This window comes from Flavobacterium profundi, from assembly GCF_006491645.1.
Taxonomy (GTDB): domain Bacteria; phylum Bacteroidota; class Bacteroidia; order Flavobacteriales; family Flavobacteriaceae; genus Flavobacterium; species Flavobacterium profundi.
The window spans coordinates 1-5,500 of record NZ_VDCZ01000024.1; the positions used below are offsets into that span (position 1 = coordinate 1).

Genomic DNA, 5,500 nt, shown 5'->3' on the forward strand with positions numbered 1-5,500 from the left:
TACTATTGTTGGTACAGCAAATGCAACGGTAAGTTATTCTTTAGATGGAGGAACAACTACTCAAACGATTGTTTTAGACGCATCAGGAAACGGACAAGTTGTAATTACAGCGGCAACAGTTGATCAAACTATAGATTTGAGTCAAATTGCAGTTGGAAGTTGTATAACACCATTAACAGATACAGAAACTATAGTTGTTAATCCTTTACCAAGTATAACAAGCGTAACAGGAAACGGTCCTGTTTGTTATGGTCAAACTGCTATTTTTGATATCGTAGGAACACAAAATGCTACAGTAACTTATACATTAAATGGAGGAACAACCCAAACGGTAGTTTTAGATGCATCCGGAAATGGACAAGTAATGCTAGCTTCAGCAACAGTGAATCAAACTATAAATTTAACTCAAATTGCTAATGGAGGTTGTATAACACCATTGACAGCTACAGAAACTATAGTGGTTAATCCATTACCAACAGTTACAAGTTTAAATGGAAATGGTCCAATTTGTTATGGTCAAGATGCGGTATTTACCATTACTGGTACTGCAGGAGCTCAAGTAACCTATACTTTAAACTCTGTTTCTAATACAGTTACAATACCAGCATCTGGATCTGCTACTGTTACTGCACTAGCAGCTACTGTTAGTCAAACCATAACGCTTTCGCAAATAACGTATAACACAACGATAACATGTAGTGCAAATTTGAATAATACAGCTACAGTTTCTATTATTGCTTTACCTACTGCTAGTATAGATGCGCAAAGCAATGCAATTTGTAATAATAGAAATACAACGTTATTATTTAATGGAACACCAAATGCTACTGTAACTTTTACAAATGGAACAGCTAATTATACAGTTACATTAAACGCATCAGGAAATGCAACTTATACTACACCAAACTTAACAGCTGATACGACCTATACTATTACGAATGTAACTACAGGTACAACACCATCTTGTTCTCAAACGGTTACTGATTTTGAGACCATAACAATTACACCAACACCTACAGCTACAGTTACTTATACTAATACAATATGTGCAGGAACAGCAACTGATTTTGTAATTACTTTGAATAACACTACCACTTATGTATGGAACGCAACGATAACAAACATTGATAATACTACGTATGTTCAAAGTGGGAATGAAACGGACAATATTAATCAAATTGTGAACCTTCAAAATATATTGAATGTAGGATATATCACCATGCAAATTACTCCAACCTTAAGTGGTAGTAGTGGAAGTACTTGTAATGGCGAATCTACAGAATATGTGGTTACCGTTACACCAGTGCCAGTTATTACTGACATAGCTATTGAAAATACAACAGTTTGTTCAGGCGAAGCTATTCATTTGGAAGTTTCAGGTAATTTAACCAATGTTAATTACAATTGGACAGCTATATTAAACGGTGTTGTTATTGCTTCAGGAACCACTACTGGTACTACTACAAGCGATATTGATATGATAGTTGAAGTAGCTGATATGAATCAATCAGGAGACTTATATTTCGAAATAACTCCAGTTTTAGGAAGTTGTACAGGTCAGATGGAAACTAGTGATGTTATCACAGTTAACCCAATACCTGGAGCTGTAGTGTCTTCTCCAGATGCAAATATGTGTAGTGGAGAATCAGTAGCTGATGTTATTGATATTCAAATTGGTACACCAACATTAACTGGTACTACTGTAGAATGGGTTGTTCAGAGTGTAACGGGTGTAGATGGAGCAAATAGTGGTTCGTCGAGTACTGCGCCATTTGAAATACCGGATATTTTAACGACAACAAGTAATGCACAAGGAGTAGTTGTGTATCGTGTTTGGAGCATTTCTTCAACAGGTTGTAGAGGAGCATATACCGATTTTACAATTTATGTTAATCCGTTACCAGATCCAATATTAGAAGATGGTTCAATATGTATTGAATTAGCAACTGGTGTAGTTTTTCAAAGTCATTTATTAGATTCGGGTATTGCTAATACATCAGATTACCAATTTACATGGTATTTTAATGGAAATGTTATCTCGGGCGCAACTCAAAGTACTTATGAAGCTGAAGTAGCTGGAGATTACTACGTTTTGGTACAAAATACAATTACGAATTGTGAAAATATTTCAAATATTGTAACCGTTACTGAAATTAATAATGCAACTGACTTTACTTACACCATAACAGATGCTTTCTCTGACAATGCAACAGTTACTGTAAATGTTATCGATGGAAATGGAGATTATTCTTATCAATTAGATGATCAAAATTTACAATCTTTAAATGTTTTTACAGGAATTAGTTCAGGAACTCATCAATTAACCGTTGTAGATGAAAAAGGATGTACTTATTTAACGAAAGAAATTTTTGTAATTGATTATCCTAAGTTCTTTACTCCTAATGGAGATGGTTATAATGATTATTGGAACATTTTTACTTTAAGAGATCAGCCAAATGCTAAAATTCATATTTTTGATCGTTATGGAAAATTAATTAAAGAAATAAGTCCATTAGGAACAGGTTGGGACGGAACATTTAATTCTAAAGATTTGCCATCAACAGATTATTGGTTTACCGTAGAATATGAAGAAAATCAACAACAAAAAGTTTTCAAAGCACATTTTTCTCTGAAACGTTAAGATTATAAATTAAGCTCAAAATAAAAAAAGCCTCACATTTGTGAGGCTTTTTTTATTTCATTAAGAAGCTTATTATTTGTTATACGTGTTCAAAGCTTCTTTTAATATTTGAACAGATTTAATTAAATCTTCTTTTTTCAAAACATAAGCAATACGTACTTCATCTAAACCAACTTTTGGACTAGAATAAAATCCAGAAGCAGGAGCTACCATTACTGTTTCACCATTTAAATCATATTTTTCAAGAAGCCATTGTGCAAAATCATTGGCATCATCTACAGGTAGTTTTGCAATACAATAAAAAGCTCCTTTTGGAACAGCTACCATTACTCCTTCAATTTTATTCAATTCATTTACTAATATATCTCTTCTTTCTTTATATTCTATGATGACTTCATCGAAATAACTTTGAGGCGTTTCTAGTGCCGCTTCACTAGCAATTTGAGCATATGTTGGTGGACTTAATCTCGCTTGAGCAAATTTCATAGCCGTAGCCATTACTTCTTTATTTTTAGAAACGATACATCCAATCCTTGCACCACACATACTGAAACGTTTTGAAACAGAATCTATCATGATGGCATTATTCTCCAATCCTTCTACATTCATAATAGAATGGTGTTTATAACCATCATAAGTAAATTCTCTGTAAACTTCATCCGCAATTAAAAATAAATCATGCTTTTTAACTATTGCAGCTAACTGATTTATCTCATCTTGCGAATATAAATAACCAGTTGGATTACCTGGGTTACAAATTAAAATGGCCTTGGTTTTAGGCGTGATTAATTTTTCAAAATCTTCAATAGGAGGTAAAGCAAAACCACTTTCAATACTAGAAATCACAGGAACCACATTAACTCCTGAAGCTACTGCAAATCCATTGTAATTTGCATAAAAAGGTTCAGGAATAATGATTTCATCATTTGTATCCATTGTACTTCCTAAAGCAAACAATAAGGCTTCAGATCCACCTGTGGTTATAATAATGTCTTCTTTGTTAATAGGTAAATTTTGTTTTTTGTAGTAATTTGAAAGTTTCTCTCTATAACTATCAAAACCAGCAGAATGACTGTATTCTAAAACTTTAATATCTGCATTTTTTACAGCGTTTAAAGCTACTTCAGGTGTTTTAATGTCTGGTTGACCAATGTTTAAATGGTATACTTTATGACCCTTTTTTTTAGCTATTTCAGCATAAGGAACTAATTTTCTAATAGGCGATTCAGGCATTTGATTGCCTTTTTGCGATATTTTTGGCATGGTTTTTATTTTTTGATATGCAAAATTGCAATTTTTTATCGAATTATTAAATTCTTTTATTTTTTAAAATGTTAAATATTATTATAGTAGGAAATAATTTCCTAAATTTATTTAAAACCTTTTCTTATGTTTAGAAAATTACTTCATCTATTAATACTCTATTTTATTGCAAATTATTTGCCTTGTCAAGGTCAAAACAAATGGAAATCTTCTAAGGATAAGATTGTAATTCCTTTTGAATTGACTCATAATTTAATTATTGTAAATGTTAAAATTAATAATGTTAAATTAAATATGCTTCTTGATACAGGTTCTGATAAAAATTTACTATTTAGTTTTCCAGAAAACGATTCTATTATTTTTTATGAAACTAGAAAAGTGAAAATTAATGGATTAGGAAAAGGTGAGTCATTAGAAGCCTATGTTTCTAATAATAATCATATGGAGGTAAAAGGATATTCTGATGATAAATTTCAGATTTTATTAATTACAGACCAAAATATTAATTTAGTTAATAAATTAGGATTACCGATTAATGGTATTATCGGAGCCAGTTTTTTTCAAGATTATTTAGTTGAAATTAATTATCAAAAAAAGAATATATATCTTCACAAAGATTCAAAAAAAAATCTTTCTAGGAAAGCTTCCAAATACATAGAAAAAGAAGTAATAATAGTAGGTGATAAGCCGTATTTTGATGTTTTTGCAAAAGTAAATAAAGGAATTAAAAAGAAATACAGATTATTGGTTGATACTGGTTTAGGGGATGGTCTATGGTTGTTTGAAAATGATACTATAAAATGTAATAAAGTATTTATAAAAGATATTTTAGGAAGAGGTTTAGGTGGTGATATTGAAGGGAAAAAAGCTAGAGTTGAAGCTTTGGATTTAAATGGTTTTATTCTTAATGAGGCACTAGTTGCTTATCCTGATAGTATAGCATTTAATCAATTGGATATCACTAAAGGAAGAAATGGATCGCTTGGGGGACAAATAATGAAAAGATTTAATTGGTTTTTGGATTATAAGAATAAGAAATTCTACTTTAAAAAAAATAAATATTTTGATGAACCTTTTAATTACAATATGTCAGGTATTGAAGTTCAGCATACAGGCTTAACTTGGGTTCCTGAAAAAGTTGGAATAAGTAACGAAAACTCAAGTTATGCTAATTCTTTAAAAAATTCTTCTTCTTCGAGAAATACTTTAATTTTTGATGAACATACTGAAATTAAGTATAATTATAAGTTAAAACCTATTTTTGAAATATATGCAATACGACCGGAATCTCCTGCAGCTGCAGCGGGTTTAAAAGTTGGAGATATTATTCATTCAATAAACGGTAAAAAAGCATTCGATTATACGATTCAAAAAATAACTGATTTGTTTCAGTCTGAAGAAGGTAAAGTAATAAAAATTGAAGTACAGAGAAATGGACAGTTAATAGATTTTAAATTTAAACTTCAAAAAATAATATAAAAAAAAGTCTCAAATTAGACTGCACCCAAAAAGTTAGACAAATTTAAACTTAATTTTGATAATAATGAGCTCGATATTTTATCGGGCTCATTTTGTTTAGATTTGATTTAATTCTTT

3 protein-coding genes are annotated in these 5,500 nt (G+C 30.7%); 2 read left to right on the forward strand and 1 reads right to left on the reverse strand.

The window, feature by feature from the left end:
• On the forward strand, positions 1-2,641 hold a 2,641-nt coding region (locus FHG05_RS18155), incomplete at its 5' end, for a T9SS type B sorting domain-containing protein (RefSeq protein WP_140999546.1).
• 72 nt (positions 2,642-2,713) lie between these two features.
• Here the strand turns inward: FHG05_RS18155 and FHG05_RS18160 are convergent.
• On the reverse strand, positions 2,714-3,904 hold the full coding sequence (locus FHG05_RS18160) for a pyridoxal phosphate-dependent aminotransferase (protein ID WP_140999547.1): 1,191 nt from the start codon (positions 3,902-3,904) through the stop codon (positions 2,714-2,716).
• Positions 3,905-4,030: 126 nt separating this feature from the next.
• Between FHG05_RS18160 and FHG05_RS18165 the strand changes: the two genes are divergently transcribed.
• Positions 4,031-5,383, forward strand: a complete 1,353-nt coding sequence (locus FHG05_RS18165) for a PDZ domain-containing protein (protein WP_140999548.1) — start codon at positions 4,031-4,033, stop codon at positions 5,381-5,383.
• Positions 5,384-5,500: the final 117 nt, after the last annotated feature.